We start from the raw sequence: 26,316 nt of genomic DNA on the forward strand, positions 1-26,316 counted from the left end.
TGACAGTTACCGGTTATTTATACAGGTGTCTGTCAGATTAAATCTGGTTCAGATTTTTTTCTGCCCAGACTCGTTTACCATCAAGTAACGTGGCCATTGGCGTACGCCCGCAGCACATTTTACCCTGATGAGTTCGCTCATTATTGTAATGCCACAACCAGTTGTCCAGATCCTTTTGTAGACTTTCTAGGTCCTCGTATAACGTCTTACGGAACGCAACCTGATAAAAATCCTGCAAAATAGTTTTATGGAAGCGCTCGCAGATACCGTTTGTCTGCGGAGACATCGCTTTCGTTTTCGTATGGTCTATATCGTTGATAGCCAAGTACAGCTGATAGTCATGTTGTTCCACTTTACCGCAGTACTCCGTCCCCCTGTCCGTCAGTATTCTTAGCATTGGCAGCCCCTGAGCTTCGTAGAACGGCAGCACGCGATCATTGAGCAGGTCGGCGGCAGAGATCGGTGCTTTACTCGTGTAAAGCTTGCAGTGCGCCACTTTCGAGTACGTATCCACGAACGTCTGCTGGTAGATACGGCCAACACCTTTCAGATTACCCACGTAGAAGGTGTCCTGCGACCCCAGATAACCCGGGTGAGCAGTCGCTATTTCACCACAGGCTTCGTCGTCGTGCGCCTTCTTCTCCAGTGCAGCGATTTGAGCATCAGTAAGTACGATGCCTTCTCTGGCAACTTTTTCCTCAAGTGCCTTCAGGCGCTTACGAAAGTTTTCCAGATCGTGTCGTTGCCAGATGGAGCGCACACCGCTGCCAGAAATGAAGACGCCTTTTTTACGCAGCTCATTACTGGTCCGGTGCTGGCCATGAGCCGGGAACTCAATGGCGTAATCAACAACCGCACGTTCAGTGGCTTCATCAGCACGGTTTTTCAGGTTGGGAACCCGGCGGTTTTGGTTAACCAGAGCGTCAATGCCGCCTTCTGCCGCCAGTTCCTGATAGCGATAAAACGTGTCACGTGACACCCCCATGATTTTACAGGCTTTTGATACGTTACCGAGTTCTTCGGCGAGATTGAGCAGGCCAGCTTTGTGTTTGATGATGGGATTGTTAGTATGAAGCATGAGAGTTACCTCGTGTTTTGTATAAGGATTCGACACCCATATCAAAACCGGTAACTCTCAACCTTTCAAGGTCCAGTGTCAGATCAAGTCGCGACTAATACATATTATGCGGTAGTCAATCTCACCTCGTTATACACATCTCTGTTCGTGCCTGAGCGCGCGTAGCGTTTCGGCGGCCGTCATGACTTTCTGCAAGCCTTTCCAGATAGTTTTTGCGCCTGGTTCACCGTCGCCTTTTCGAGCAAGAAAGCCTCCGGGTTGCGCAACTAAGCGCAATACTTCGTTTAGCTTAGGGCGGCCCTTGGGCATACGCTTGTTCATCAGTAGGTAAGCTCCATGAGTCTCGTCGGAATCAAAGAACAACATTGCGTCCAGCTCTGGACAGGTTCGTCCCATACGCATTAAATAGGCGATGCGCCATGCCACGATCATGAACAGCGCCAATGCCCGCTCAATGCGATCCACGGTCGATAACTGTAACGCTTCGACACAGCAGCCGTTCTTCAGCACATTGAAGAACATCTCGATTTCCCATCTAGCCCGATACCAGTCGATCAGCTCCACGATATCTTCTCGTCCTTCAGGTACGCGATTGCTCAGCAACCGCCACTCGACCGGCTTCACGCCATATCGTTATACACATCTTTTGGCCATTTTTTGAACAGGATGCTCAGAACCCCGTGAATTAAGGCATTCAAGCCATCCCATTGGCTTTTTGAGGTTCAAAATGCCACTCTGAGATAAACCCGTAACTCATTGATTAAACAGTGCGTTAGAAAGATGTGTATAACGATATGGCTTCACGCCTGCTGGCGGCTCAATTTCCTTGGCTATCACACAAGTCACTGCCAACCCGCAACGCAGCGACACTCGCTTCACGCGCAGGGCCTGTTTCACCGTACGCGCCTTCTGCCCCGCGCGAGCCGCCATAACGAATTGGATTTCTCCCACCGGCACGGTCTTTCCAACCTTCTGCCAAAGCTTCTCATTACAGTCCAGACTGCGATTATGAGTCGAGCGGATCAACCAGTCAGCCGGAGTGCCAAGGTCATCAGCGAGCTGCATCAACGCCTTGATATCCGCTTCGCGATCGGCTAAGTACACCAGACGTGTGTTTGGCAACTCCGAGGCGAGTTCAGCAACTCGCTCGTATCCCTCGAGCCAGCGCGTATTCTCCTTGATCCCATCGCGTTTTCCGTCTGCATCCTTCGGCTCTCTTGCCCACATCCACGCATCCAGTACGCCCAACCCCACGCGATCCGGACTGACCGCGTAGGTCGGATGCAGGTACAGACCACGCCTGGCTTCGTAGTTCAAGGGACCCAAGCCTTGGATTTGCTGCCCGTTGAAGTCAAGCTCGGTAGTGCCTTGGATACACAGCACAACCTCGTGTTCTCGGATCCTTTCCTGCGTACGCTGCCAGTGAGGTTGCAGAATGTCTCGCCATTCGAATGCTTGGTTCTCCATGAAGCGGTAAGCACCCAGCGTCTCAGACCATCCGAGGCACGCATGCGGAATGCTGGCTTGCGGATTCTCAGCCAGCCGTATCAAAAGCCCTTTGGCGCGCTTATTGAGCCTCGTGTCACCAAGATTTACCCCTTCCAGTTCTTGGTGTGCCCAGCCATCTGAATCCCGTGTCATTTTTCAGCGCCGTAAATGGCGATAGTACACGTCGGTTTCACTTCATTTACAACCCCACCGGCTGCCTATTTCAGCCCGCTAACCCTTGGCATATAAGGCGTTGCGGACTTGTGTATAACGAGGTGACTGTAAGCCCCCAGCCCCGCTTGCGCATACACCACGCGATCGCCGACCTGAAAACCGCTTACACCAGCGCCGACTTTCGCCACCACACCCGCCGCCTCGGTGCCCAGCCCAGATGGGAAGGCCTGTACCGGATAAAGCCCACTGCGCACGTAGGTATCGATAAAGTTGATCCCGACAGCACGGTTTTCAATTTGTATTTCACCTGCAGCCGGTTCACGCGGGGTAAAATCAACGTACTCCAGCACCTCAGGGCCACCGTGGGCGCTGAATTGAATGCGTTTCGCCATGTTTTCTCCTGATGCAGTCCGGTGCGATAAACACACGGGCGCGTTTTTATCACGTCAGTTTCGTATACAATGCCTCCTTATGGAATGACAAATCAACTAATAAAGAACGTAATCCCATGGCAGAAAAGCGCACCGCATCCCCATCGAAACAGCCCCGCGACCGACAGGTAGAAGGGTTAAAGCTTCCGCCCCACTCACTGGAAGCGGAACAGTCGGTTCTGGGCGGCTTGATGCTCGACAACGAGCGCTGGGATAACGTCGCAGAACGCGTCGTCGCCAACGATTTCTACAACCGTGCCCACCGTCTGATTTTCAGCGAAATGCAGCGGCTGTTGGAATTGAACAAACCCATCGATCTCATCACCCTGTCCGAGTCGCTGGAGCAAAAAGACGAACTGGACACGGTCGGTGGTTTTGCTTATCTGGCAGAACTGGCGAAGAACACCCCCAGCGCCGCTAATATCAGTGCCTACGCCGATATAGTGCGAGAACGGGCGGTGGTGCGTGAGATGATCGCCGTTGCCCATGAAATCGCCGATGCGGGTTACGATCCACAAGGTCGCAGCAGTGAAGATCTGCTGGATTTGGCGGAATCGCGCGTGTTTCAGATTGCTGAAAACCGCGCCAGCAAGGATGAAGGCCCAAAAAGTATCGTTCGCATTCTGGAAGATACCGTCTCACGCATCGAGCAGTTGTATCAACGTCCGCACGACGGGGTAACCGGCGTTTCCAGCGGCTATCAGGATCTGGATAAAAAAACCGCCGGACTGCAAAAATCGGATTTGATCATCGTCGCGGCGCGCCCCTCAATGGGGAAAACCACGTTCGCCATGAACTTGTGCGAAAACGCCGCCATGATGCAAGAAAAGCCAGTGCTGATCTTCAGTCTGGAAATGCCCGGCGAACAGATCATGATGCGTATGCTGGCCTCGCTGTCACGTGTGGATCAAACCCGTATCCGTACCGGGCAGTTGGATGATGAGGACTGGGCGCGCATCTCCAGTACCATGGGCATTCTGCTTGAGAAGAAGAACATGTATATCGATGACTCTTCCGGCCTGACGCCCACGGAAGTACGTTCCCGTGCACGCCGAGTTTTCCGCGAGCATGATGGCCTCAGCCTGATCATGATCGACTACCTGCAACTGATGCGGGTGCCCGCCCTTTCGGATAACCGAACCCTTGAAATCGCCGAAATTTCCCGTTCTCTCAAAGCATTGGCAAAAGAATTGCAAGTGCCTGTGGTCGCACTCTCTCAGCTTAACCGTAGTCTGGAGCAACGAGCGGATAAACGCCCGGTCAACTCCGACCTGCGTGAATCTGGCTCTATCGAACAGGATGCTGACCTGATTATGTTTATCTATCGTGATGAGGTTTATCATGAAAACAGCGATTTGAAAGGCATCGCTGAGATTATCTTAGGGAAACAGCGTAACGGCCCTATCGGTACCGTTCGGTTGACCTTCAACGGGCAGTGGTCGCGTTTTGATAATTACGCCGGTCCACAATACGATGATGAATAAATAGCGCACCTGAGCGGGCAGCGCTAAGGACAGTAGAAATGAAAACGGCAACCGCTGTCATCAGTCGCCGCGCATTGCGTCACAATATGCAGCGAGTGCGCCAGTTAGCGCCTAACAGTCGGCTGGTCGCCGTCGTCAAGGCCAATGCATACGGCCACGGCGCAGTGGAATGCGCCACCACCCTTCAGGATGCCGACTGCTTCGGCGTCGCCCGACTCTCGGAGGCGTTGGCACTGCGCCAAGCGGGCATCACCAAACCCATCCTGCTGCTGGAAGGGTTTTTCTCTGCCGACGATCTTCCCTTACTGGCGCAGCATCAATTGGAAACTGCGGTGCACAGCGTCGAACAGTTGGAAGCATTGGAGCAGGCTGATTTACCGCATCCCCTTACCGTGTGGATGAAGCTGGATACTGGCATGCACCGTTTGGGTGTCCGTCCTGATAAGGCAGAAGCGTTTTATCAACGGCTGACTCAGTGCCGCAATGTGGTGCAACCGGTGAATATCATGAGCCATTTTTGCCGCGCCGATGAGCCTGAGTTCAATACCACGCTGAAACAGATCGCCTGCTTTGATGCTTTCACTAAGGGAAAACCGGGCGCGCAATCTATCGCAGCTTCTGGCGGTATTCTGCTGTGGCCACAGGCGCATCGCAATCAGGTACGACCGGGGATTATTCTCTACGGTGTATCACCACTGGCCACCGAAACTGCCGCACATTTTGGACTGCAACCGGCCATGACGCTTACCTCACACCTGATCGCGGTGCGCGAGCACAAAGCGGGTGAAGCCGAGGGATACGGCTGTATCTGGACCAGCGAGCGCGATACCCTGCTCGGCGTGGTCGCGATGGGGTATGGCGATGGCTATACGCGCTCAGCACCGTTTGGTACACCAGTACTGGTCAATGGCCGTGAGGTGCCGTTGGTGGGACGCGTATCGATGGATATGTTGACGGTCGATCTGGGACCCGATGCACAGGAGCAGGTGGGCGATGAAGTGATATTGTGGGGAGATGCGCTGCCCGTCGAGCGGATCGCCGCACACACCAAGATCAGCGCTTACGAATTGATTACCCGTGTAACGCAGCGCCTGGCGCTGGAGTACCTCGACGATTAATGCTTAAGAAAGGCGTACCGAAAGGGTAATGACTCCAATTAGTAGAACATGTGTTTTTCGATGAAGGCTCCGATGACTTTTTCGTGGATCTCGACGGAGCGCGAGAAACAAATCGTTTTACGCGCCAGTCGTTTAATGCGGGTACGGAGCGTCAGGTTATTGCGCTCTATGCGTTGCGTGAAGATCTTGCCAGTCAGATGTTTCTGCTTCGGAACCTCTCTTGCATAGCTGCCCCAGTTGTCACTGGTAATCATGCCGATGTTGAACGGTGTCAACAGAGCCAGCAATTCACGGCAGGTCTCATCGGTTCGGGGGCCAAAAGTGTAGGCCAGAACACCGCCCGTTTTGGTATTGTAAGCGTACCAGAGCCAGTGCTGTAGCGCCTGACTGCCAACGAAGCTCCATTGCTCATCAAGTTCACAGATAAGGGCGACGTCGGCGTGAGCAACGGGAGAAGACGTTATCCTGCGGGACGAGAGCTTTTTAAAGCCTGGATGACCGTATTGATGCCGATTTTCAACGTTCTGGCGGTATCGCGAACACCGGCACCGTTGAAGGCCATATCAACGATCTGCTCTTTGACTCCCGGCTTTCGCGCTTCATAGCGGTAGGTAAGCTGGAATACACGGCGACAGCACTGACACCGGAAGCGTTCGCGCTTAGTTGGACTAAGGCCATGTCGATAAACTTTATCTGAATGGCAGCGAGGGCAATGAACAAAAACAGTAACCACGTGGAAACCTCAAATAGCGGCAGAATATCACAAAAGCCAACTATTTGAAGGCATTACCACCGAAAGGTACGCCTGAAATTGATGACAAATCCACGTTCCCCTCTCGTCATCCACGGCGAAATGACGGAGGTGGGTAGGAATGACTGTTTTGAGCAGGTTTATCAGCGTACCTTTTTCATCAATTACACGTCAATGACCACGATATCTGCCGGCGCGCGGTTACGGTTCTTCACCCGATAAGCCACAGCCATTGCCACCAGCCACACAGGAATCAGCCATACCGAGATCTGGATGCCGGGCGTAATCGCCATGATCACCAGAATACCCGCCAGAAACAGCAGGCAAATCACGTTGGTCACCGGATAGCCCCAACTTTTGAAACGCGTTTCCTTTGCGGCCACTTGCATCGCATGGCGGAACTTGAGGTGTGTAATGCAAATCATCGCCCAGTTGATCACTAACGCGGACACCACCAGCGCCATAAGCAGCTCAAACGCTTTGCCCGGCATCAGGTAGTTCAACACCACGCACAGCCCGGTTGCCAGCGCTGATACGCCCAACGCGTTCAGCGGAATACCGCGTTTGTTGATGCTCAACAGTGCGCGAGGTGCGTTGCCCTGTTTAGCCAGGCCAAACAGCATACGGCTGTTGCAATAGACGCAGCTGTTGTACACCGAGAGTGCCGCGGACAGCACCACCAGATTCAGCACGGTTGCCACCACGTTGCTATCCAGCGCGTGGAAAATCAGCACAAACGGGCTGCCGCCTTCCACCACTTTCTGCCAGGGGTACAGCGACAGCAGCACCGCCAACGCGCCCACATAAAACAGCAGAATGCGATAAATAACCTGATTGGTGGCGCGCGGAATACTTTTTTCTGGCCGATCGGCCTCAGCGGCAGTGATTCCGACCAATTCAAGACCGCCAAAGGAGAACATGATGACCGCCATCGCCATCACCATGCCACCAAAACCATTGGGGAAAAAACCACCGTGTTGCCACAGGTTAGCCACGCTGGCCTCCGGCCCGCCACTTCCGCTTATCAGTAGATAGCAGCCAAACACAATCATGCCGATAATCGCCGCCACTTTAATGATGGCAAACCAGAATTCCATTTCGCCGTAAACCTTCACGTTAGTGAGGTTGATGGCGTTAATCAGCAGGAAGAAAAAGGCCGCCGAAACCCAAGTCGGCACATCGGGAAACCAGTATTGAATGTAAATCCCGACCGCAGAAAGCTCTGCCATGCTGACCAATACATAGAGCACCCAGTAGTTCCAACCAGACATAAAACCGGCAAAGCTGCCCCAATATTTATTGGCGAAATGGCTAAATGAACCGGCTACGGGCTCCTCCACCACCATTTCCCCTAACTGACGCATGATGAAAAAAGCAATAATCCCGGCAATCGCATAGCCCAGCAATACCGATGGCCCGGCCATTTTGATGGTTTGCGCAATCCCTAAAAACAGCCCGGTGCCAACCGCGCCCCCTAGTGCAATCAACTGGATATGGCGGTTTTTTAACCCTCTTTTAAGCTGATCCGTTGTCTGCGAAGTATCCATGACATTCCCCGAACAAGATGTTGTGTTGGCAATCTCATAGCAACAATCAGGCCAGCCTCAGCAAGGCCACGGCGAATTCCGGTCATAACTGAAACTAATATCATGAATATAATCATTATTTTTATTATCACTTAACATGATATTGCATGGAGGCAAAAACAGATTGATGCATAAACAGGCACCTTTATGCACACAACGCCCTTAATTGCATCACCATACGCACGATGTTGCGCCAGCGCGGTGCACGCCCTTTTATTGTGCAACTCCCTGTAGGACCGGGATATAAAAAGAAGCGGCACGCGGTGATAAAAAGCTGTTAGTCTGTTTTATCTCCCGATACATCATGCGGATAAAGCGCCATGTACCAGATAGACGATTATGATTTGAAAATGCTGACCTTACTGCAAACCAACGGCCGCTTGACCAATCAGGAGTTAAGCGAACTGATCGGGTTATCCGCATCGCAGTGTTCGCGCCGTCGCATTGCGCTTGAGCAGACTGGGCAGATCCTGGGCTACCACGCCCGCCTGGCACCCAATGCCATTGCTCTGGAATGTCTCGGTTTGATCGAAAGTGCGCCTGATCAACCATACCGCCGACTACGTAGAGCGCTTTCACCAGATGTTAGGAGAGGTAGATGCGATCATTGATGCCTACAAAACCACCGGCGATGCCGACTATTTACTGAAAGTTGCGGTAGCCGATCTGCAAGGACTGAGCGATTTAATCAGTCGCATCTTGTCGCAGAATAAAAGCGTTTCCCACCTGAAGACCTCAGTTGTGCTGAATCGGCTGAAAGAAAATGGACTTATGCTACCTAACTGAAGGCTTGCACCCTATTAGTGCAAGATGCTTCTTTTTAGTGCACACTCACCGTCACATCACGCACAAAACCATTAAATAATGCGTGAATCACGCAAAAAATTAAGTTTGATGCACCGTTCATGCGGATAGTAATTACTGTATTTCAATAACTTATGCTTATTATTCGTGTTAATGCGCCAACCTCTCCACTTTCAGCGCCATTTCTGGTGCACTTTTTGCTTTGCTTGCGTCACATTTTGATTTTTTTCTGCCATTGAGCACACTGTAGTGGCACACTGATACTGGCCACCTGATCGGAGGTGATATGCTCACCTCATCAACACGACAGGTGACCTCATGGGTAAACATTTTACGGCGGAATTTAAGCTCGAAGCCGCAAAGCTGGTTGTCGACCACGGCTACACATACGTTAAGGCCGCAGAGGCGGTTAATGTCAGCCATTCTGCCATTAGTCGCTGGGTCAATAAGCTTCGCCTTGAACGACAGGGAAAAACGCCAACGGGACTTCCTCTTACCCCTGAACAGCTCGAGCTGCGTGAGATGAAGAAAAAAGTCCAATGCCTTGAAATGGAGAACGAAATCCTAAAAAAGGCTACGGCGCTCTTAATGTCGGACTCACTCAACGGTTCACGGTAGTCGACAGGCTGAGGGCGCGATACCCGGTCACGGCGTTGTGCCAAACTTTTGAGGTACATCGCAGCAGCTACAGGCACTGGCAGGCTTCCGCTAATGAACCCGACGGTGAGCGCGTGGTTAAGTGTAGCCGCGTCATGGAAGCCTGGAACGCCAGCGGCGGCTCTGCCGGCGCTCGAAGTATCGCGACCATCGTCACCGGCAGCTCCGGTGTCAAAATGGGGCGCTGGCTGGCAAGCTGATGAAGGAGCTGGGTATCGCCAGCTGCCAGCGACCGGCTCACAAATACAAACGCGGCGGCAATGAACACGTTGAAATACCGAACTATCTCAACCGCCAGTTCGCGGTTACCGCGCCGGATCAGGTCTGGTGCGGCGATGTGACCTACATCTGGACGGGCAAATGCTGGGCTTACCTTGCGGTGGTGCTAGATCTGTTCGCCCGCAAACCGGTGGGCTGGGCCATGTCGACGTCGCCGGACTCGGCGCTGACAGTTAAAGCGTTGCAGATGGCCTGGGAACTCCGGGGACAACCAACAGGAGTCATGTTCCACAGCGACCAGGGCAGCCACTATACCAGCCGTCAATACCGGCAAGCCCTGTGGCGCTGCCGGATAAAGCAGAGTATGAGTCGGCGGGGTAACTGCTGGGATAATGCGCCAATGGAGCGGTTCTTCCGCAGCCTGAAGACAGAATGGGTGCCGACAAAGGGTTACAACAGCTTCAGCGAAGCCCAGGACGCGATTATCCGCTACATCACGGGGTATTACAGCGCTATCCGGCCTCACTGGTATAACGGCGGCTTAACTCCAAACGAATCTGAGCGACTGTTCTACATACAGTCTAATGCGGTGGCCAATATTAGTTGACCACTACACATTCCTACTGCACTACATCACGCATATTTCATTTGGCACCATTTTCTTTCTGATCAATCTGCCGTTTTATTATCTGGCCGTTCGCCGCATGGGCTGGCATTTCACCATCAAGACCTTCTGTGCCGTCGGGTTGGTTTCCCTACTGTCAGACGTGCATCCGCTGTTTATTCACTTCGATAGACTTCAGCCTTTCTATGCCACGCTGTTTGGCAACATCATCATTGGGCTAAATAACTGTTCCGAATAGTAGATCACCTGAAGGGAACTCAGTCCGGTTGATGATTTGGGATCTTTATCGATTGATCAGATCGCTCAACTCGGACTGAGTTCCCTTCAGGTGATCTACTATTCGGAACAGTTATTTAGATGAATCAGCCATTGCTGCATGGACGGAAAAAACGACTACTGAACGGCGTGGACGACCGCTCCACTACTCAGATATGGCCATCACCACAGTCCTGATGATGAAACGCGTGTTTGGCCTAATGAGATGGTCACCCCCACCCTGTGAGCGGTACGCTGACAGGGTGTTTCTTTATGGAGAAGGCCATCATGCAAAACGTCACGCTTATTGGTATCGATCTCGGCAAACATTCTTTTCACATTCATTGTCAGGATAAATCAGGCAAGGCATTACTGCGGAAAAAGTTTACCCGCACCAAACTCATCGAGTTTCTGGCTACGTGTACACCTACTACCGTTGTAATGGAAGCCTGCGCCGGTGCCCATTTTATGGCTCGTCGGATCAGTGAGCTGGGGCATGAAGTAAAGTTGATCTCTCCGCAGTTTGTTCGCCCTTTTGTCAAGAGCAACAAGAACGATTTCGTTGATGCCGAAGCAATATGCGAAGCCGGATCACGCCCTTCCATGCGGTTTGTGCAGCCAAGAACTGAGGCTCAGCAGGCTATGCGAGCCTTGCATCGGGTCAGGGAGTCGTTGGTCAGAGACAACGTTAAAACCACTAACCAAATGCATGCTTTTTTACTGGAGTTTGGTATCAGCATGCCGAAAGGTATTGCGGTAATCAAAAGGCTTTCAGCTGTTCTGGCTGATAATGACTTGCCACCTTATCTGGCACAGTTGCTGCTTCGATTACACGATCATTACCAATATTTGGTTGGGCAGATAGCAGAGCTCGAAAGAGAACTTGGGCAGGCACTCTCTCTAGATGAAACTGGCCAGCATTTAATGACCATCCCTGGTGTTGGACCGATAACAGCCAGCGTTTTGTCATCACAGTTAGGCGATGGCAAGCAATATGAAAACAGTCGTAATTTTGCCGCTTCCACCGGTCTTGTACCCCGCCAATACAGTACTGGAGGGAAGAATACTCTGCTGGGTATTAGCAAGCGTGGAGATAAAAACCTTCGCCGATTGCTTGTTCAATGTGCGCGGGTATTTATCCTAAGAATTGACCATCAATCAGGGAGATTAGCTGATTGGGTAAGGTCTCAATTGGGCAGGAAACATTCTTGCGTTGTGTGCTGTGCATTAGCAAATAAATTAGCTCGAATAGCTTGGGCAATAACGACACGAAATACCGTGTTTGAACAGTAATGCTGGTCTAACAGTCAGCAATTTAACGAAGTTACCCATTTGGTTTTGCGAAGACTGATTATTGATGACATGAACGGCCTGACGGCCTAATATAAAACCAAAAAATGAAAATGGCTCAATGAAGCCGATGGCCTTTTTAGGAATATCAGGTGCGAAACTCATCGTGGCGCGGGTATCCTTGGCCATAAAGACGCCGGATAGATTTAAGCAAGCCCACCATTAATCAAAGATCAGTGTTGCAAAAATGGGGGTGACCATAGATTCATTGAGGGCTTTACAGGGTTTTGTTGACTCGATTTTTAAACTGATTAAATTGTCGCTGCATTGTCCAGACTATTCGCTGCTCAGCAAGCGAGCAAAGACAGTGAACATCAGCATAAAAACGCCAACCCGTGGTGAAATCTCACATCTGGTCAGGCTTTGTTGAATAATAGGGAATCGTGCTGTTTTACTATGCCCATTTTGGTAGAAAATGCTTATCACCTCAGGCATTCCGTTTTCTCATGATGCTTAACTGCATGATTTTACGTTGCTGGAAACAATCCTTTTACTGGGCTGGTAGCATAAAATCTGTTTATTCAACAAAGCCATCTGGTCATTGATGGAACCGGCCTGAAGGTCTTTGGCGAAGGCGAATGGAAAGTCCGTCAGCATGGTGCCGACAGACGCAGGGTGTGGCGTAATCTGCATCTGGCAGTAGACAGTGCGACGCATGAGATTATCTGTGCGGATTTGTCGCTCAGTGGTACGATTGATGCCCAGGCTCTACCGGCACTGATAAACCAGACCCACCGGAAAATCAGAGAGGCATCGGCTGACGGCGCTTACGATACAGGTTACTGCCATGATGCTCTGCTGAGGAAGAAAATAAGGCCGCTTATCCCGCCGCGAAGGGGGGCGCAATATTGGCCGAACCACTACCACGAGCGTAACCACGCTGTTGCAAATCAGCGCCTGAGCGGCAGCAACGATACCTGGAAAAAGAAAGTAGGCTATCACCGACGCTCAGTGGCTGAAACGGCCATGTTCCGGTTCAAAACGCTTCTGGGTGGTCATCTAAGTCTGCGTGACTACGATGCTCAGGTGGGTGAAGCCATGGCGATGGTCAAAGCGCTTAACCGGATCACGCTATTAGGAATGCCGAACAGTATTCGCATCACGTAACAATCGACCTGGGGCACAGTCGTTACAAGTTCTGATTTATTCAACAAAGCCCATGCTGCATGAAGATGGCTCGGTGATTGAGACTTATCAGTTTACAGAACAGAATCAGCCACCGTTTGTTGAACCGCAAGCCTGGCACCGGATCGTCAGTGCCTCAGCGGATTTGGCGTGCCAGTTAGCGTTTTACTGCACCGCCGAGGATTATTACGCTAAAAAATACGGCCTGACGGCAACCCATTCCGAAGTAGTGGCCGCACTGGCGCAAATACCGGCTGGCAAAGCGCTCGATCTTGGCTGCGGTGGCGGCAGAAATGCCCTTTACATGAACCTGCGCGGATTTGACGTTACTGCGTATGACAAAAACCTCAACAGCATCTCGTCACTGAAAGATATCATCAGCAGCGAAAACCTCTCCGGCATTCGCGCCAGCCTGTACGGCATCAACAAAGCCGCGTTAGACGAACAGTTTGACCTTATCATATCCACCGTGGTGTTGATGTTTCTGGAACGCGAGCGCATTCCTTTCATCGTGCGTAACATGCAGGAGTGCACCGTAGAGGGTGGCTATAACCTGATCGTGGCGGCCATGTCCACCGAGGATTTCTCCTGCCCACTGCCTTTCTCCTTCACCTTCCAGAACGATGAATTGCGCGAGTATTACGCAGGATGGGAGATCCTGAAATACAACGAAGAGGTGGGTGAATTGCATAAAACCGACGAGAATGGCAACCGCATCAAACTGCGCTTTGCCACCTTACTGGCAAGAAAAACGCAGCCGAACGCGTAACATGCACTGGCTGCGTTTTTAAGGGCTGGTATCACCGGCCCGAGAAGAGAACGATCAGCTCGCTTTACGTTCTGCTGCCTGACGGTAGGCGACCAAATCTTCGATGGTCAGTACCGGCATGCCGTGCTGTTTAGCAAAGGCGATCACTTCCGGCGTACGCGCCATGGAACCGTCATCATTGGTCAGCTCACACAGCACAGCGGCCGGTTTGAACCCTGCCAGCGTTGCCAGATCGATAGATGCTTCGGTATGACCACAGCGAGTCAGTACGCCGCCCGGTTGACCGCGCAACGGGAAGACGTGCCCAGGGCGATTCAAATCGCTTGCACGAGCGTCATCAGCAATGGCGGCGCGAACGGTTGTCATACGGTCAGCCGCAGACACGCCGGTTGTCACACCTTCAGCAGCTTCGATGGTGACGGTAAAGCCGGTTTGATAATGGCTGGTATTGTGCTCCACCATCATGGGCAGTTCCAATTGACGGCGGCGCTCTTCAGTCAGGCACAGGCAGACGATGCCGCTACCGTAGCGAATGGTCATCGCCATTTGCTCAACGGTCATGTTCTCGGCGGCAAAAACCATGTCGCCTTCGTTTTCACGGTCTTCGTCGTCCAACACCATAACACCAACGCCTTGACGCAGCGCTTCAAGCGCTCGTTCAACGCGTTCAGATGGCGTGCCAAATTCAGAAAGTAATGTCTGATTCATGGTAAAAAACCTCATGTTTATTATGGATTACCAGAACCAGGGCGAGCTTGAGGAGTAACCATTACAACAGATGCGGTTCAATGCGCACCGGGCAATGACTAACAAAATAACGCGAGTGGGCATATGCCCAAAAGGATACCGTTACTCTCTCCCATCCGGACTATAACCGTCGGCCCCGGAATTTCACCGGATCTGCTGACCTCACCACGTAAATCGATAATAAATTATTGATAACGTTACGGCGAGCGCTCGCGGGCTTCCAGACGAAAGCACGATGTTTTAGCACCCTGCGCTGTCTGGTTTACCGCCGGTGGGGAATTACACCCCGCCCTGAGAAGTAAGCGTGGTAACTATAACGCTATTGCCTGAGCGGGGCAATTAGCGCAATGGATAAAATGTGACATCTGCTAGGCTGTGTCCCTTAATCCCATGAGTTATACTAACTGTTTGTTTCTACATCATTTTGAACTATGGCTCGCTACGACCTTCCCGATGAAGCATGGGCTATCATCCAGCCCTTACTCCCTGCTGAACCAGCAACACCACAGGCCGGACGCCCATGGGCTGAGCATCGCATGATTATCAATGGCATGTTCTGGGGGCTGTGCTCTGGTGCCCCATGGCGTGATTTACCTGAGCGATACGGCCCATGGAAAACCGTTTATAACCGCTTTAACCGATGGTCAAAATCGGGGGTCATTAACATTATTTTCAATAAGTTACTTTCATCACTTGATGCCCATGGCCTCGTGGACTGGTCAGCGACTGCGCTGGATGGTAGCAATATCAGGGCGCTGAAATGTGCTGCCGGTGTTCAAAAAAACATCCCGATATCACCGGAGATAATGGGCTGGGTCGCTCTCGAGGTGGTTTTGGCACCAAAATCCATCTGGCTACAGACGGAAGTGGTCTTCCGTTAAACATCGTGTTGAGCCCCGGTCAGGCTCATGAAAGTCAGTTTGCACTACGTCTTTTGGACGGTATTGGTGTTCAACGCCAGAACGGCAGTATGAAACGCCGTGGTCATGCAGTACTCGCTGACAAGGCGTACTCCGGGCATGTATTACGTAACGAGCGGAAAAACAGAGGTATAAAAACTGTCATCCCCCGAAAATCCACTGAAAAAATGGCGGTGGATGGTCGTTCAAAGCTCGATCGTGACGCCTACCGCAATCGGAACGTTGTTGAGCGGTGCTTTGGCCGTCTGAAAGAATACCGTCGCATTGCGACACGTTACGACAAAACGGCGAGGAATTATCTGGCAATGTTGAAACTGGGCTGCATCCGCCTGTTTTACCAGAGGTTATGTAATTAAGGGACACAGCCTAGCCTATTGGTAAAAATTTTCTATAGAAATCCGACACAAAGCATTACAAGGCGAGTTTTGGTTTATCCCTTTTCATTCACGCATTACACTGACAGTACAGATACCAGAAACCGAGCAGGAAAACGGCATGATTGACCCGAAAAAGATTGAGCAAATTGCACGTCAGGTGCATGAATCCATGCCGAAAGGCATACGTGAGCTGGGCGAAGACGCCGAGAAAAAAATTCGCCAGGTACTGCAAGCACAGTTTACCAAGCTGGATCTGGTAAACCGCGAAGAGTTCGATGTGCAAACGCAGGTTCTGCTGCGCACTCGTGAAAAACTGGCGCGGTTGGAACAGCGTTTGAGCGAGTTGGAAGCCAAGCTGGACGCAGAAAAAACCGCTACCTCTGAACAGCAGCCCTCGTAGGCGGTACGACCTGATCGCGGGCACCGGCCACCCGAGGGCCGGTGCAGCAGCGATTATTCTGCTGCCAGTTGCTGTGATTTATGCGGTAATCCCCACCACAGCACTGCCAGCATAATCAGTGCATAGAGCGATTTAGCCCCTACCATAACCAACAGTGCGCAGCACAACACACGGCCGATAACCGCCATCAGGCGGGCCCGACCTTTCAACAGCCGACACCCTGCCAGCATGCACAGCAGATAAACCAGAACAAAAATACCGTTGGCGTAAACGATCAACGTCGATAATGGCAGTGACAGCCAGTAAATCAGCAGGCAACAAACCATGCTACAAAGCACCACCGCCGACAGTGCGCTAAGGGGAACTTGGGCACGTGAAAGCCGTCCCAAGCGACTCCCTGGTGCTGCCTGTGACCACACCAGCCGCGCAAAGCCCTGCGTATAAATGTTCACACTGGCAAAGCACGCCAGATAGCCAATCAGGCAGGCTCCCCAATAGATCCATTCGCTACCGAACAAATCTGCGACAATACTCAACAGCAGTGAGGTCGGAGCGATATCACTACCATAGACGTTCAACTGCAAAATCGCGACGGTACAGCCCCAATAAACGATGCCAGCAATCAGCATGCCGATCATCAAAGCCCGAGGAAAATCACGCTCTGGGTTACGAAACTCGGTAGAGAGGTGAGCAAACGCTTCCAGTCCAACAAAACACCAAAACATCACGGCAAGTGAATCAAAGGTGTTCGGCCAAGAGAGGGGACTCAGCGCAGGCCAAGCGATATGCGTGGGATCGATCTCTCCCCCCCACCAAATGGCAGCGACCAGCATCACCACCAGTACGGCAATGCCCGTTTGAATGGAAGCACTTGAGCCCGCACTGCGTGACCCGAGCAGCCAAATGGCGATCAGCGTCAACATTTGCACGACCAATATGCCTACCCTGCTATGGCCGATAAACGGCGCCCAAAACTCAGCGGCAATTTGCAACGCAGCAGGCAACCCCAAGGGGATCACGGAAAGAAACAGCCAGCGGGTCACGCGTGCCAGGCGCGGGCCAAACGCCAGATTGACAAAGTGGGCTGCTCCACCGGCATTGGGAAAATGCTGTCCTAACGCGGCAAAGCCAATGGCAATCGGAAACACCAACACAATCAGCAGCGGCCAAGCCCACAGGCTGTCATTACCCGACAGTTGCGCCACAATAGCTGGCACAGCAAACACGCCAGTTCCCACTAAATAGCTGTTCCTAATACCGCTACACTTTTGCCTGTCCATGTTTTCCACTGGGAAACGGGCTGACGGTTTCCATGAAGCGGCGAACCTTGTTCAGTCACTGCCACATTGAACAGCATTGATGATTGCGGGTAATGGTTTCATGCAACGCCTGCCATAACCGCTCTACATGATTTACCCATGGTGAGTACACCGGCTGATAAATAACCCTGAATTTCGGGTTTTCTTCCAGCCAGCGCTGCGTCTCCCGGCTTTTGTGAATAATGTAGTTATCAACTATCAGCGTGAGCGTTTTTGCCCGTCTGTACGTTGCTCTCAGATGCTCTAACATACTGATAAACAAACACGAACTTTTACTGTGATCTTGACCCACCATCTCCGGACAGCTTTTGTCTCTTAAGTTAACGATGCCCGCTGGCGCCGATATTCTCTTGGGGAGTTGTATCCCAGCGCACTGTGCGGATGGTTTTCATTGTAATGATTGAACGCCGCTGCAAGGTTCTTCAGCGCTGTTCGCACATCGGGTTTTGGCATGAAGGCGATGTAATCTTCCTTCATCGTCTTCACGAACCGTTCTGCCATGCCGTTACTCTGTGGACTGCTCACTGCTGTTGCGCAGGGCTCCAGATTCAGTTCTCTGGCGAACTTCCGCGTTTCATGCGCTGTGTACGCTGAACCATTATCCGTCAGCCATTGCACTGGTTTATCCGGCAGCGCGCTACCGAAGCGTTTTTCCACCGACCTCAGCATCACATCCTGCACGGTTGAACTGTCATAACCCCTGGTGCTCGCTGCCCAGTCTATGGCCTCCCGGTCGCAGCAGTCCAGTGCGAACGTCACCCGCAGCTTCTCGCCGTTGTCACAACCGAACTCGAAGCCATCTGAGCACCAGCGCATATCGCTCTCTGCTACCGCGATTTTGCCTTTATGCTCCCGCTTCGGACGTTCAGTTTTATCATGCAACAACAGCAGGTTATGCTCGCTCATTATCCTGTAAAGCCGTTTGGCGTTCACCGGTGGAAGTCCCTCTGCACGACGTTGCTTACGCAGGATACCCCACACTCGGCGGTAACCGTAACTGGGCATGTCGCTGATGATACGGAGGATGTCCGATAATATCTCAGCATCAGCTTCGTCATTACGCCGGTTGCTGCGCCTGTCCAGCCAGTCGGCAGAACGGTTAACCCGCAGTGACAGCTGCGCACGCGACACGCTCATGGCGCGGCTGACCAGAGCTATTCCCCGTCCTTTGGCAACAAGGGCGCGTGCGCTATCCATTTTCGCGACTGGCGGTACTCCACTGCTTCTTTGAGGATCTCAACTTCCATCGTCTTCTTACCCAGAAGGCGCTGTAGCTCCCGGACCTGCTTGAGGGCAGTCGCCAGCGCCGAAGCTGGAACCACTTCTTCTCCGGCCGCAACGGCGGTGAGGCTTCCTTCCTGGTATTGCTTCTTCCACTTAAACAAAAGGCTGGGCTGGATGCCATGCAGGCGGGCTACATGGGAGACGTTCATCCCCGGCTCCATTGTCTGCTGAATGATGGCGATTTTCTCTTGCGGAGTTTTACGCTTACGGACTTCTTGCCCTAACAGGATCCCGGTCATTTCAAAATTAGCATGATTGTTAGACATATATCTAAGCCTATCTCTTATCTGGAGATACAGCTACTGTCTGGTGTTACAGGGGGCTACATCAACACGAACTTTTACTGTTTCCTCCAACATAGCTGACTTTTCCCGTCCCGCTGTGTAATGCACCCGACAGATAATATTTCTCGTTCTGGCCCGGCGTCACGATGCGTTTCTGCTTCCCGCGAACCTGCCAGTCCGCGCCAATTTTGGGATTCAGATGAATATCCACTTCGTCTTCGTAAAAGACGGGATGTTCCGCGCTGCATTGTTCCAGCGCCATCGCGATGGCCTCCATTTTTTCTTCCTTATGCGGGTCGCGGATACGCAGCGTAGGAGCTGCGTGTCGCCACACCAGACCGGCAGAAGGCCGCCAACGGCGCACCGTGGAAGCATGCAACTGGCAACCGGTTATCTCATTGATTTTTATCGCTAGCAGTTCCGTGCTCCAGCGCGAACGCTGATAGCCAAAATCATGAGGGGAACGCTTTACGAGCTGGATTAACAGTGCGCAGATCTGTTCAAACGGCCAGCGACGGCCACGACCGGGCCGCAGAGATTTGAGGCCTTCAATGCCGTACAGGGTGAGCCAGTTAATCCATCTGCCGATTGACGAACGGGCGCAGCAAAGCATTCTGGCGACATCGCTCACGCGCTCGCCCCGGTGCAACACCAGGATGGCGGTCAGCCTGCGGGCGTGATTCTTGTCACGCGTTTTATGGATAGTTTTCTTCATCAGGCGTCGTTCGTTACGGGGTATCGGTGCTATGCTCGACATCGCTCAGTCCGGTTGATGATTTGGGATCTTTATCGATTGATCAGATCGCTCTACTCGGACTGAGTTCCCTTCAGGTGATCTACTATTCGGAACAGTTATTTAGCGAAGTGGAAAGCAGCCCCACTCCCTGAACCACGCCCAGATCCTGCTTTAACCCATTGCTACTCGCCACGTCAGTCCACCCTATCCCCTAAAAAAACAAAGCCTCCATGTAGGAGGCTTTGCGGTTACAAAATCACGTCTACCCATTAGCCCGCAGTACATCGCGAATACGGCCTTTGTAAGCCTCGACTTTCTGCGGCGTCATTAAACGACGCTCATCATCCAGTACTACTCCGCCGACGTCGTCAGCAATGCGCTGTGCAGATTGCAGCATCAGTTTGAAATTCTGGCTTGCGTCACCGTAGGAGGGCACCATCATGAAAATGGAGACGCCCGGCGTGGAGAAATCGGCCATGTCGTCGATACTGAAAGATCCGGGTTTCACCATGTTGGCCAGGCTAAACAGCACAGGTCCTGCGCCAGCAGGATTGACATGACGATGGAAAATATTCATTTCACCGAACTGGAAGCCGGCCTGCAATACGCTCTGCAACAGCACTTCACCGCCAATGATACTGCCCTGATGAGCGGCAACGTGCAGTACCAGCACGGTTTCCTGCGCTGCGCTGCTTGCGCTTTGCACTTGTGGCTGGTCAGCATCTCGCTCAGGCAAGTCTTGCTCCGCGGCCTGGTCTTCAAGGTGCGGTGCACGTTCAGCAGGCGTTGGAGGTACAGGCGCAACGTTTGCAGCATGTGCGGGGCGAGTATCCTGCGCAACGCGATCGACATGCACCTCAGGTACAGATTGCGGCGCGGTGGTCGCGCCTAACAGCGGATCGTAATCAGTACGAACGTGTTCGGCAGCAGAAGCGAAAGGCGATGAGGATGCAGGCGGCGGCGCAGGCTCACTGAACGCCCCCAATGCAGGTTCTTCCTGCGTACGAGTCCGTGTGACTCTGACTTCGCCGACCCTTTCATCAAGCTCCTCAAGCGGCGCAGTCTCTTCTCGCTTATGCTTTTGCTTAAGGCGCTTCACCGGACGGTCACGAAAAAGGGACGAGCGTTCTTTACGGCTCGTCCACAAGCCGTGAAGCAGTAGCGCAATTATAGCGATCGCGCCCACAACGATTAATATCAGACGCAAGTCCTGCATCATTGCTATCCCAGTTAATTCAATTTATTGCCACCGCGGCAACTTTTTCATACCCCTAACTCTATTTGTCTGCGTACATAAGTGCAAGCCTGCACAGTATTTTATAGGAATAAAGATATACCAGGCACACTTTTTTGCTTTTTTTTCGTCCAAAGGGTCACTGGTCAGCAGAAAATCATCCCGATATGATGCAGATCACACAAACGATCCGGATCACCCCACAATGAGGAACAGGATGTCATGGTAACCCCGTCCCCCGCTACGCCAACGCGTTCAGGCATTTACTATTTCGCACAAGGTTGGCAACTGATGTCGCTGCCGGGCATACGGCGTTTTGTCATCGTTCCCCTGCTGCTCAATGTGCTGTTGATGGGCGGTGCCTTTTGGTGGCTGTTTTCTCGCATGGGTGACTGGATTGCCCAACTGATGGGCCATGTGCCAGAGTGGCTGCAATGGTTAAGCTACCTGCTATGGCCGCTCGCCGTCATCTCTATCCTGTTGGTATTCGGCTACTTTTTCAGCACCATTGCCAATTTTATCGCGGCACCGTTTAACGGCCTGCTGGCCGAACAGCTTGAAGCGCGGCTGACCGGAAAGGCCCTGCCGGACAGCGGCGTTATGGGCATGGTCAAAGATATCCCGCGGATCATGAAACGCGAAGTGCAGAAACTCGCCTATTACCTGCCGCGCGCCATCGTGCTGCTGTTGTTGTATCTTATTCCCGGTATCGGACAAACCGTGGCACCGCTGCTGTGGTTCGGGTTTAGCGCCTGGATGCTAGCCATTCAATATTGCGATTATCCCTTCGACAATCACAAAATCAGCTTTCCCACCATGCGCGAAGCGTTGCGGCGTCATAAACTCAATAACTTGCAGTTCGGCGCGCTGGTCAGTGTGTTTACACTGGTGCCGTTCCTGAATTTGGTGGTAATGCCGGTCGCCGTCTGTGGCGCAACCGCATTGTGGGTGGATCGGTATCGTCATCTCTCGGTATCAGCGGGAACGCGATAGTTTTTCCGACTGTAATGAAAAGATATTTCTTAAGAACATAACGATATAGCAATTCTTTCCTTCCCTGAAAGGACGGAGTGAGTATGCTCTATCTTGTTGGTAAAAATTTCATACAGTTATAAGGACTGGCCATGAGCAAAATCTATGAAGATAACTCCTACACCATCGGCCACTCGCCACTGGTTCGCCTGAACCGCGTCGGTAATGGACGTATTCTGGCAAAAGTAGAATCGCGCAATCCTAGCTTCAGCGTCAAATGCCGTATCGGTGCGAATCTGATTTGGGATGCAGAAAAACGCGGCGTATTAAAACCCGGCGTTGAACTGGTGGAACCGACGAGCGGTAACACCGGGATTGCTCTGGCCTATGTCGCTGCTGCCCGCGGGTACAAATTAACCCTGACCATGCCAGAAACCATGAGCATTGAGCGGCGCAAACTGTTGAAAGCGCTGGGCGCCAAACTGGTACTGACCGAAGGTGCGAAGGGCATGAAAGGGGCCATCGCCAAGGCAGAAGAGATTGTTGCCAGCGACCCGAGCCGCTTCCTGTTACTGCAACAGTTCAGCAACCCGGCTAACCCGGAAATTCACGAAAAAACCACCGGCCCGGAAATCTGGGAAGACACCGATGGTGAAGTCGACGTGTTTATCTCCGGTGTCGGCACCGGCGGTACGTTGACTGGCGTCAGCCGTTTTATCAAGAAAAACAAAGGCAAAGCTATCACAACTGTCGCGGTTGAACCCGTTGATTCTCCGGTGATCACCCAAGCGCTGGCTGGCGAAGAGATCAAGCCTGGCCCGCACAAGATCCAAGGGATCGGCGCAGGATTCATTCCGGGTAACCTCGATCTTGCTCTGGTGGATCGCGTTGAGCGCATTTCTAACGAGGATGCGATTTCAACCGCACGTCGCCTGATGGAAGAAGAAGGTATTCTGGCTGGTATCTCTTCCGGTGCTGCTGTGGCTGCCGCGCTGAATTTGCTGAAAGAGCCCGAGTTTGAAGGCAAAACTATCGTGGTGATTCTGCCCTCTTCCGGTGAGCGTTATCTCAGTACGGCGCTGTTTGCCGATCTGTTCACAGAACAAGAATTGCAGCAGTAATCCTTCGTTACATTGACAGCATAAAAGCACCTTCACAGGTGCTTTTTTTGTGGTCAAGTTCAAAGTTTATACCCATCAATGATTGCTTTTTTTGTCCAGGTTTAGTATTTAACCGAACAATTATTTTGATGCGCGAAATTAATAACCGTAACATCGTACCCTGTTCCTACTGATGGCAATGTCCCCGTTTTTTACCACAGAGGCAGCAAGGCCACCTTACACTGGGCTGGAATACGGTGCTATTTGGCGTATATATTCAGGGGAGGCGTTTAGTCCTTACCTTGCCGCATCAAAGGCGACCCCGTAACATAAATGGGGCTGACCTAACAGACTAAAGTTCGGTAAATACACTAAACTTTAGTTCCACAACACGAATCCAAACCATAGTTGGGGAAAACAGAATGTTCCAGCAAGAAGTTACTATCACCGCACAGAATGGCCTGCACACCCGTCCTGCGGCTCAGTTTGTTAAAGAAGCCACAGGATTTACCAGCGAAATTACCGTCACCTCCAACGGAAAAAGAGCCAGCGCGAAAAGTTTGTTCAAGCTTCAGACCCTTGGCCTGACGCAAGGCACTGTCGTTACCCTTTCCGCAGAAGGTGAAGACGAGCAAAAAGCCGTTGAACATCTGGTTAAGCTGATGGCAGAACTTGAGTAATCGGCAGGCTTTTCGTGTGAACATCAGTTTCGAGTGAAGGTAGGGTTATGATTTCAGGCATATTAGTATCACCCGGTTTTGCTTTCGGTAACGCGCTGTTATTGAAGGAGGACGAAATCGTCATCAGCCGGAAGAAAATTACTGCTGAAGACGTTGAACAAGAAATCGAACGTTTTCTGAGTGGCCGGGCCAAAGCTTCTGCACAGTTGGAAGCCATCAAGACCAAAGCAGGTGCAACCCTGGGCTCTGAGAAAGAGGCCATCGTCGAAGGGCATATCATGCTGCTTGAAGATGAAGAGTTCGAGCAGGAAATCATAGCCCTGATCAAAAAGGACCACCACTCTGCCGATGCAGCAGCCTACTCAGTTATCGAGAATCAGGCGAAAGCGTTGGAAGAACTGGACGATGAGTACCTGAAAGAGCGCGCAGCGGACATGCGCGATATCGGTAAACGCCTGCTGAGAAACATTCTCGGTATGCCGATTATCGATCTTGGCGATATTCAGGAAGAATCGATCCTGATCGCAACCGATTTGACGCCCTCAGAAACCGCGCAGTTGAACCTGGACAAGGTGCTAGGCTTTATTACCGATCTAGGCGGCCGGACCTCCCATACCTCCATTATGGCGCGTTCTCTGGAGCTGCCCGCGATTGTCGGCACCACGGATGCCACCCAGCAGGTGAAAAACGGCGACTATCTGATTCTGGATGGCGTGAACAACAAAATTTATCAGAACCCGACGCCGGACGTTATCGAACAGCTGAAAGCGCTGGAAGCACAGTACTACGCTGAAAAAGACGCGTCGGCAAAACTGAAGGATTTGCCCGCCATCACGCTCGATGGGCATCAGGTAGAAGTGTGCGCCAACATTGGTACCGTGCGTGATGTTGCCGGTGCTGAGCGCAACGGCGCAGAAGGTGTTGGACTCTATCGCACCGAATTCCTGTTTATGGATCGCGATGCGTTCCCGACAGAAGAAGAGCAGTTCCAGGCCTACAAAGCCGTGGCAGAAGCCGTAGGGGCGCAGGCGGTTATCGTGCGCACCATGGATATCGGCGGCGATAAAGATCTGCCTTACATGAACCTGCCGAAGGAAGAGAACCCGTTCCTGGGCTGGCGAGCAATTCGTATCTGTCTCGATCGTAAAGAAATTCTTCATACGCAGCTGCGTGCCATTTTGCGCGCGTCAGTGTTTGGCAAGCTACGCATCATGTTCCCGATGATCATTTCCGTAGAGGACGTGCGTGCGCTGAAAGCCGAGCTGGAACTGCTGAAATCGCAGTTGAGAGCAGAAGGGAAAGCCTTCGATGAGAGCATCGAGGTGGGCGTAATGGTTGAAACACCTGCTGCGGCCGCCATTGCCAACCATCTGGCAAAAGAAGTGGACTTTTTTAGTATTGGGACAAATGACTTAACCCAGTATACTCTGGCAGTTGATCGCGGTAATGAGCTTATCTCTCATCTCTATAACCCGATGTCTCCAGCAGTATTGCTTTTGATCAAGCAGGTCATTGACGCATCTCATGCCGAAGGCAAATGGACGGGGATGTGCGGCGAGCTCGCTGGTGACGAACGTGCTACACTGCTATTATTGGGTATGGGTCTGGATGAATTCAGCATGAGTGCAATCTCAATTCCTGGCATCAAGAAGATCATTCGTAATGCAAATTACGACGATGCCAAAGCGTTGGCAGAACAAGCGCTCTCCCAACCCACAGCGCAAGAACTGAGCGATGTAGTGAGCCGATTCATCAAAGAAAAAACGCTCTGCTGATTCTGCTATGCTGACCCAATATTAATGATTAGGAGAAGATCATGGGTTTGTTCGATAAACTGAAATCTCTGGTATCTGATGACAACAAAGATACTGGCAGCATTGAAATCATTGCACCGCTGTCTGGTGAAATCGTCAATATCGAAGACGTTCCTGACGTTGTTTTTGCTGAAAAAATTGTCGGGGACGGTATTGCCATTAAACCGACTGGCAACAAGATGGTGGCGCCGGTTGATGGCACCATCGGCAAGATTTTTGAAACTAACCATGCTTTCTCTATCGAATCCGACAGCGGTATTGAACTGTTCGTTCACTTCGGCATCGATACCGTTGAGCTGAAAGGTGAAGGCTTCAAACGCATCGCGGAAGAAGGCCAACACGTGAAGAAAGGCGATCTGGTCATTGAATTCGATCTGGCGCTGTTGGAAGAAAAGGCCAAATCAACGTTGACGCCGGTGGTTATCTCCAACATGGATGAAATCAAAGAGCTGACCAAGTTGAGCGGCACTGTTGTTGTCGGTGAAACACCGGTTATCCGTATCAAAAAGTAGCGTTTTTCTGAGTACAGCACCTC

Annotated in this window: 19 protein-coding genes, 10 pseudogenes and 1 riboswitch; of the genes and pseudogenes, 16 read left to right on the forward strand and 13 right to left on the reverse strand. The window is 51.9% G+C overall.

The window, feature by feature from the left end:
- Positions 1-37 precede the first annotated feature (37 nt).
- The 4 genes and pseudogenes from ACWWJF_RS06365 to ACWWJF_RS06380 form a co-directional block, all read right to left on the reverse strand.
- Complete coding sequence (locus ACWWJF_RS06365) at positions 38-1,078, reverse strand: IS481 family transposase (protein WP_455868985.1); 1,041 nt, start codon at positions 1,076-1,078, stop codon at positions 38-40.
- 129 nt (positions 1,079-1,207) lie between these two features.
- A pseudogene (locus ACWWJF_RS06370) lies at positions 1,208-1,705 on the reverse strand (IS4 family transposase); the annotation flags it as partial.
- Positions 1,706-1,831: 126 nt separating this feature from the next.
- A complete protein-coding gene (locus tag ACWWJF_RS06375) occupies positions 1,832-2,719 on the reverse strand; it encodes an IS4 family transposase (protein ID WP_455868986.1) in 888 nt (295 codons plus the stop codon).
- Between the two features lie 119 nt (positions 2,720-2,838).
- Positions 2,839-3,132: pseudogene (locus ACWWJF_RS06380) on the reverse strand (alcohol dehydrogenase catalytic domain-containing protein); the annotation flags it as partial.
- A 116-nt stretch (positions 3,133-3,248) separates the two neighbouring features.
- On the opposite strand from ACWWJF_RS06380, the gene dnaB reads away from it, so the two are divergent.
- Both dnaB and alr read left to right on the forward strand, forming a co-directional pair.
- Entirely contained in the window at positions 3,249-4,655 is a 1,407-nt protein-coding gene (gene dnaB, locus ACWWJF_RS06385) for a replicative DNA helicase (RefSeq protein WP_455868987.1), read from the forward strand.
- 38 nt (positions 4,656-4,693) lie between these two features.
- Complete coding sequence (gene alr / locus ACWWJF_RS06390) at positions 4,694-5,773, forward strand: alanine racemase (protein ID WP_455868988.1); 1,080 nt, start codon at positions 4,694-4,696, stop codon at positions 5,771-5,773.
- A gap of 38 nt (positions 5,774-5,811) precedes the next feature.
- On the opposite strand, the gene ACWWJF_RS06395 is transcribed toward alr, so the two are convergent.
- A protein-coding gene (locus tag ACWWJF_RS06395) for an IS1 family transposase (RefSeq protein ID WP_455868989.1) occupies positions 5,812-6,506 on the reverse strand; the annotation gives its coding sequence in 2 pieces (ribosomal slippage) (positions 5,812-6,263 and positions 6,263-6,506; 696 coding nt in all).
- Positions 6,507-6,688: 182 nt separating this feature from the next.
- Positions 6,689-8,071, reverse strand: a complete 1,383-nt coding sequence (locus ACWWJF_RS06400) for an amino acid permease (RefSeq protein WP_455868990.1) — start codon at positions 8,069-8,071, stop codon at positions 6,689-6,691.
- 359 nt (positions 8,072-8,430) lie between these two features.
- Between ACWWJF_RS06400 and ACWWJF_RS06405 the strand changes: the two are divergent.
- The 5 genes and pseudogenes from ACWWJF_RS06405 to ACWWJF_RS06425 all read left to right on the forward strand — a co-directional run bounded on the left by ACWWJF_RS06405 (position 8,431) and on the right by ACWWJF_RS06425 (position 11,963).
- Positions 8,431-8,896 (forward strand): annotated as a pseudogene (locus ACWWJF_RS06405) (Lrp/AsnC family transcriptional regulator).
- 336 nt (positions 8,897-9,232) lie between these two features.
- Positions 9,233-10,397, forward strand: a pseudogene (locus ACWWJF_RS06410) (IS3 family transposase).
- Between the two features lie 10 nt (positions 10,398-10,407).
- A pseudogene (locus ACWWJF_RS06415) lies at positions 10,408-10,635 on the forward strand (YitT family protein); the annotation flags it as partial.
- A 130-nt stretch (positions 10,636-10,765) separates the two neighbouring features.
- Positions 10,766-10,891, forward strand: a pseudogene (locus tag ACWWJF_RS06420) (transposase); the annotation flags it as partial.
- Positions 10,892-10,958: 67 nt separating this feature from the next.
- Positions 10,959-11,963, forward strand: a complete 1,005-nt coding sequence (locus ACWWJF_RS06425; RefSeq protein WP_455870964.1) for an IS110 family RNA-guided transposase — start codon at positions 10,959-10,961, stop codon at positions 11,961-11,963.
- Here ACWWJF_RS06425 and ACWWJF_RS06430 read toward each other — a convergent pair.
- Positions 11,910-12,149 (reverse strand): hypothetical protein, encoded by a 240-nt coding sequence (locus ACWWJF_RS06430; RefSeq protein ID WP_455868991.1) that lies wholly within the window; start codon positions 12,147-12,149, stop codon positions 11,910-11,912. The genes ACWWJF_RS06425 and ACWWJF_RS06430 overlap by 54 nt on opposite strands.
- Positions 12,150-12,207: 58 nt before the next feature.
- On the opposite strand from ACWWJF_RS06430, the pseudogene ACWWJF_RS06435 reads away from it, so the two are divergent.
- Positions 12,208-13,127: pseudogene (locus ACWWJF_RS06435) on the forward strand (IS5 family transposase).
- A gap of 52 nt (positions 13,128-13,179) precedes the next feature.
- Positions 13,180-13,914: pseudogene (gene tehB, locus ACWWJF_RS06440) on the forward strand (SAM-dependent methyltransferase TehB); the annotation flags it as partial.
- A 54-nt stretch (positions 13,915-13,968) separates the two neighbouring features.
- On the opposite strand, the gene ribB reads toward tehB, so the two are convergent.
- Positions 13,969-14,622 carry a 3,4-dihydroxy-2-butanone-4-phosphate synthase gene (ribB, locus tag ACWWJF_RS06445; RefSeq protein WP_455868992.1) on the reverse strand — a complete coding sequence of 218 codons (654 nt, stop codon included), beginning with the start codon at positions 14,620-14,622 and terminating at the stop codon, positions 13,969-13,971.
- A gap of 139 nt (positions 14,623-14,761) precedes the next feature.
- Positions 14,762-14,964, reverse strand: a riboswitch (FMN riboswitch).
- 128 nt (positions 14,965-15,092) lie between these two features.
- Between ribB and ACWWJF_RS06450 the strand changes: the two genes are divergently transcribed.
- Both ACWWJF_RS06450 and ubiK read left to right on the forward strand, forming a co-directional pair.
- A protein-coding gene (locus ACWWJF_RS06450; protein ID WP_455868993.1) for an IS5 family transposase occupies positions 15,093-15,937 on the forward strand; the annotation gives its coding sequence in 2 pieces (ribosomal slippage) (positions 15,093-15,435 and positions 15,435-15,937; 846 coding nt in all).
- A gap of 139 nt (positions 15,938-16,076) precedes the next feature.
- Positions 16,077-16,358, forward strand: coding sequence for a ubiquinone biosynthesis accessory factor UbiK (ubiK, locus tag ACWWJF_RS06455; protein WP_264626435.1), 282 nt, complete (start codon positions 16,077-16,079; stop codon positions 16,356-16,358).
- Between the two features lie 53 nt (positions 16,359-16,411).
- Here ubiK and yjeH read toward each other — a convergent pair whose 3' ends face one another.
- The 5 genes and pseudogenes from yjeH to zipA form a co-directional block, all read right to left on the reverse strand.
- Complete coding sequence (gene yjeH / locus ACWWJF_RS06460; protein WP_455870965.1) at positions 16,412-17,638, reverse strand: L-methionine/branched-chain amino acid transporter; 1,227 nt, start codon at positions 17,636-17,638, stop codon at positions 16,412-16,414.
- Positions 17,619-17,957: pseudogene (locus ACWWJF_RS06465) on the reverse strand (transposase); the annotation flags it as partial. The pseudogene ACWWJF_RS06465 and the gene yjeH, both read right to left, overlap by 20 nt.
- A 35-nt stretch (positions 17,958-17,992) precedes the next feature.
- Positions 17,993-19,200, reverse strand: a protein-coding gene (locus ACWWJF_RS06470; RefSeq protein WP_455870966.1) for an IS3 family transposase whose coding sequence is annotated in 2 segments (ribosomal slippage) — positions 17,993-18,879 and positions 18,879-19,200 — 1,209 coding nt in all. Because the reading frame shifts where the segments join, the coding sequence is not laid out codon by codon here.
- Between the two features lie 94 nt (positions 19,201-19,294).
- Positions 19,295-20,002: pseudogene (locus ACWWJF_RS06475) on the reverse strand (IS630 family transposase); the annotation flags it as partial.
- 241 nt (positions 20,003-20,243) lie between these two features.
- Positions 20,244-21,200, reverse strand: a complete 957-nt coding sequence (gene zipA / locus ACWWJF_RS06480; RefSeq protein ID WP_455868994.1) for a cell division protein ZipA — start codon at positions 21,198-21,200, stop codon at positions 20,244-20,246.
- Positions 21,201-21,437: 237 nt separating this feature from the next.
- Between zipA and cysZ the strand changes: the two genes are divergently transcribed.
- The 5 genes from cysZ to crr all read left to right on the forward strand — a co-directional run bounded on the left by cysZ (position 21,438) and on the right by crr (position 26,293).
- Positions 21,438-22,208 (forward strand): sulfate transporter CysZ, encoded by a 771-nt coding sequence (gene cysZ / locus ACWWJF_RS06485; RefSeq protein ID WP_455868995.1) that lies wholly within the window; start codon positions 21,438-21,440, stop codon positions 22,206-22,208.
- Between the two features lie 131 nt (positions 22,209-22,339).
- The gene (gene cysK / locus ACWWJF_RS06490) at positions 22,340-23,308 is read left to right on the forward strand and encodes a cysteine synthase A (RefSeq protein WP_455868996.1); all 969 of its coding nucleotides are present in this window, start codon (positions 22,340-22,342) and stop codon (positions 23,306-23,308) included.
- A gap of 401 nt (positions 23,309-23,709) precedes the next feature.
- Positions 23,710-23,967: a phosphocarrier protein Hpr gene (gene ptsH / locus ACWWJF_RS06495; RefSeq protein ID WP_455868997.1), complete on the forward strand. Its 258-nt coding sequence runs from the start codon at positions 23,710-23,712 to the stop codon at positions 23,965-23,967.
- Between the two features lie 47 nt (positions 23,968-24,014).
- Entirely contained in the window at positions 24,015-25,742 is a 1,728-nt protein-coding gene (gene ptsI, locus ACWWJF_RS06500) for a phosphoenolpyruvate-protein phosphotransferase PtsI (protein WP_455868998.1), read from the forward strand.
- Positions 25,743-25,783: 41 nt separating this feature from the next.
- Positions 25,784-26,293 (forward strand): PTS glucose transporter subunit IIA, encoded by a 510-nt coding sequence (crr, locus tag ACWWJF_RS06505; RefSeq protein ID WP_455868999.1) that lies wholly within the window; start codon positions 25,784-25,786, stop codon positions 26,291-26,293.
- The last annotated feature ends 23 nt before the right edge of the window (positions 26,294-26,316 follow it).

It is taken from the genome of Symbiopectobacterium sp. Eva_TO, assembly GCF_053848865.1.

What these genes read in the sequence shown, in the direction of transcription:
- cysZ (WP_455868995.1), top strand. Translation starts at nt 21,438, where the DNA reads ATGGTAACCCCGTCCCCCGCTACGCCAACGCGTTCAGGCATTTACTAT.
- dnaB (WP_455868987.1), top strand. Translation starts at nt 3,249, where the DNA reads ATGGCAGAAAAGCGCACCGCATCCCCATCGAAACAGCCCCGCGACCGA.
- crr (WP_455868999.1), top strand. Translation starts at nt 25,784, where the DNA reads ATGGGTTTGTTCGATAAACTGAAATCTCTGGTATCTGATGACAACAAA.
- yjeH (WP_455870965.1), bottom strand. Translation starts at nt 17,638, where the DNA reads ATGGACAGGCAAAAGTGTAGCGGTATTAGGAACAGCTATTTAGTGGGA.
- ACWWJF_RS06375 (WP_455868986.1), bottom strand. Translation starts at nt 2,719, where the DNA reads ATGACACGGGATTCAGATGGCTGGGCACACCAAGAACTGGAAGGGGTA.
- ACWWJF_RS06400 (WP_455868990.1), bottom strand. Translation starts at nt 8,071, where the DNA reads ATGGATACTTCGCAGACAACGGATCAGCTTAAAAGAGGGTTAAAAAAC.
- ACWWJF_RS06430 (WP_455868991.1), bottom strand. Translation starts at nt 12,149, where the DNA reads ATGGCCAAGGATACCCGCGCCACGATGAGTTTCGCACCTGATATTCCT.
- ubiK (WP_264626435.1), top strand. Translation starts at nt 16,077, where the DNA reads ATGATTGACCCGAAAAAGATTGAGCAAATTGCACGTCAGGTGCATGAA.
- cysK (WP_455868996.1), top strand. Translation starts at nt 22,340, where the DNA reads ATGAGCAAAATCTATGAAGATAACTCCTACACCATCGGCCACTCGCCA.
- ptsH (WP_455868997.1), top strand. Translation starts at nt 23,710, where the DNA reads ATGTTCCAGCAAGAAGTTACTATCACCGCACAGAATGGCCTGCACACC.
- alr (WP_455868988.1), top strand. Translation starts at nt 4,694, where the DNA reads ATGAAAACGGCAACCGCTGTCATCAGTCGCCGCGCATTGCGTCACAAT.
- zipA (WP_455868994.1), bottom strand. Translation starts at nt 21,200, where the DNA reads ATGATGCAGGACTTGCGTCTGATATTAATCGTTGTGGGCGCGATCGCT.
- ACWWJF_RS06365 (WP_455868985.1), bottom strand. Translation starts at nt 1,078, where the DNA reads ATGCTTCATACTAACAATCCCATCATCAAACACAAAGCTGGCCTGCTC.
- ptsI (WP_455868998.1), top strand. Translation starts at nt 24,015, where the DNA reads ATGATTTCAGGCATATTAGTATCACCCGGTTTTGCTTTCGGTAACGCG.
- ribB (WP_455868992.1), bottom strand. Translation starts at nt 14,622, where the DNA reads ATGAATCAGACATTACTTTCTGAATTTGGCACGCCATCTGAACGCGTT.
- ACWWJF_RS06425 (WP_455870964.1), top strand. Translation starts at nt 10,959, where the DNA reads ATGCAAAACGTCACGCTTATTGGTATCGATCTCGGCAAACATTCTTTT.